The organism is Aeromonas dhakensis (assembly GCF_000820305.1).
Lineage (GTDB): Bacteria > Pseudomonadota > Gammaproteobacteria > Enterobacterales > Aeromonadaceae > Aeromonas > Aeromonas dhakensis.
The window spans coordinates 1-2,242 of the sequence record NZ_CDBH01000059.1; the positions used below are offsets into that span (position 1 = coordinate 1).

Sequence of the window (2,242 nt, forward strand, 5' to 3'; positions counted from 1 at the left end):
GCGATCCCGAGCTGGTCGGCGTGCAGAAGAAGCTCATTCGCCACTCCCGCCGCCTAAACCGGGTGGTCATCACCGCGACCCAGATGATGGAGTCGATGATCAACGCGCCGCTGCCGACCCGTGCCGAAGTGATGGACGTGGCCAACGCCGTGCTGGACGGGACCGATGCGGTGATGCTCTCCGCCGAGACCGCCGCCGGCCAGTTCCCCATCGAGACCGTTACCTCCATGGCCAGCGTCTGCGTGGGCGCCGAGAAGCACCCGAGCCTGAACGTCTCCAACCACCGCATGAGCTACACCTTCACCTCGGTGGAAGAGGCGGTCGCCATGTCCACCATGTATGCGGCCAACCACCTGGAAGGAGTCAAGGCGATCGTGGCGCTGACCGAGTCGGGCACCACCCCGCTGCTGATGTCCCGTATCAGCTCCGGCCTGCCGATCTTCGCCCTGTCACCGCACAACAAGACCCTGGCCTGGACCAACCTCTACCGCGGCGTCACTCCGGTGCTGTTTGACGGCGACGAGACCAAGCCGGTCTACGAAGTGTGCCGCGACGCGCTGGACGTGCTCAAGGCCAAGGGACTGCTGCAAAGCGGCGACATGGTTCTGCTCACTCACGGCGACAAGATGGAAACCGTCGGTAGCACCAACACCTGCAAGGTGATGATGGTCGAGTAATCGCCCCTCCTGCCTGCAACAAAAACGGCTCCCGCGGGAGCCGTTTTTCATGGTAACCAAGCTGGATCAGCCGCGAAACAGTTCGACCTTGTCGCCGTCCTGCAAGCTGCCGGCGCCGCGTACCACCACCCTGTCCCCCTGCTTGAGCGCCCCGCTCACCGCCACCTGTCGACTGTCGCCAAACAGCACGGTCACCGGCACCCGGTTCACCGTCAGCTCCTCGCCGCGCTGCTCCACCTGATAGACCACGCTCCCCTCGGTGTTGAGCACCAGGGCATCGCGCGGCAGCAGCATGGTCTGCTGCTCCGCCAGCGGCAGCGCCACCCGCACCGGCGAGCCGATGATGAAGCGACCCTCCTCCGGCTTGAGGCGCAGTTCGATGAGGCGCGACTTGGGATCGGCGCTGGCCGCCCGCTGGTAGTAGACCCCGTGGCCGCTGAGCTGATCCCCTTCCACCCGCAGCCGGGTCTGGGGCGCCAGCTGGCCGGCCCAGACGATGGGGGCCTGCAGGCGGATGTCGGGCTGATCGGGGTTGACCAGCTCCAGCGCCTGCTCGCCGGCATCCACATGTTCCCCCGGCTGGATGAAGTGGTTGTTCACCACCCCGTCGAACGGCGCGAAGATGTGGCTTCTGCGCAGCTGCTCCTCAATCTGGCGCACCTGCACCCGCGCCAGCCGCTCGGCCAGTTCAGCCTGCTCCACGTCGTAGCGCGCCTTGTCGTACTGGCTCTGGGAGGCGCTCTTCTGACGATGCAGGGTCGCCAGCCGGCCAAACTCGGCGCGGGCAAAGCGCACGTTGCTCTCCCACTTGGCCTGCTCGGCCTGGGCCTGCTCCAGCGAGAGCCGCAGCGCCGCGCTGTCGAGGCGCAGCAGCTCATCCCCCTTGCTGACCCGGCTGCCGAACTCGGCGATCCACTCCACCCGGCCGCTCACCTCGGCGCTGAGCGCCGCCTGCTGGCGGCTCGCCACCGTGCCGCTGACCCAGATGCTGGCCGCCGCCTCCCCCCGGGTCACGTCCGCCAGGGTCACTATCTTGCCCTGTGCCAGCGCAGGGAACACGCCCCCCGCCAGCAGCGCAGCGCCCACAACCATCCTTGTAAAACCGTGTGTCATCGATGAGCTCCTTGCTCAGGCCCGCTGCCGAATGGGCTGCGGCACGTCGACCCGCTCACCCAGCCGCAGGAAGGCGGGCAGCAGGACCAGGGTAAACAGGGTGCTGCAACTCATGCCGCCAACGATGACGGTAGCCAGCCCCCGGTAGATTTCGCTGCCCTCGCTCGGGCTCAGCATCAGCGGCAGCATGCCGAAGATGCTGGTGAGGCTGGTCATGGCGATGGGACGCATCCGGCTTTGCAGGGCATCGGCCACCGCCTGCTGGCGGCTCATCCCTTCCCGTTCCGCCGTGCGGGTCTGGTGCACCAGCAGGATGGCGTTGTTGACCACCAGCCCCAGCAGGATGACGAAGCCGATGATGGTCAGCAGATCCATCGGCAACGGCACCAGCAGGCCGCTCAGGTAGAGCGCCAGCACACCGCCGACGGTGGCAAGCGGCAGGGTGAGCAGCA

Annotated in this window: 3 protein-coding genes; 1 reads left to right on the forward strand and 2 read right to left on the reverse strand. The window is 67.0% G+C overall.

Going from position 1 to position 2,242, the window contains the following annotated elements:
- Positions 1-677 (forward strand): pyruvate kinase (locus BN1143_RS15725; protein ID WP_042051338.1); only part of this gene is annotated, 677 nt, incomplete at its 5' end.
- A gap of 66 nt (positions 678-743) precedes the next feature.
- Here BN1143_RS15725 and BN1143_RS15730 read toward each other — a convergent pair.
- Together BN1143_RS15730 and BN1143_RS15735 are read right to left on the reverse strand one after the other, a co-directional pair.
- On the reverse strand, positions 744-1,790 hold the full coding sequence (locus tag BN1143_RS15730; protein WP_042051339.1) for an efflux RND transporter periplasmic adaptor subunit: 1,047 nt from the start codon (positions 1,788-1,790) through the stop codon (positions 744-746).
- Positions 1,791-1,805: 15 nt separating this feature from the next.
- Positions 1,806-2,242: efflux RND transporter permease subunit (locus BN1143_RS15735; RefSeq protein WP_042051341.1), on the reverse strand; the 437-nt coding region annotated here is incomplete at its 5' end.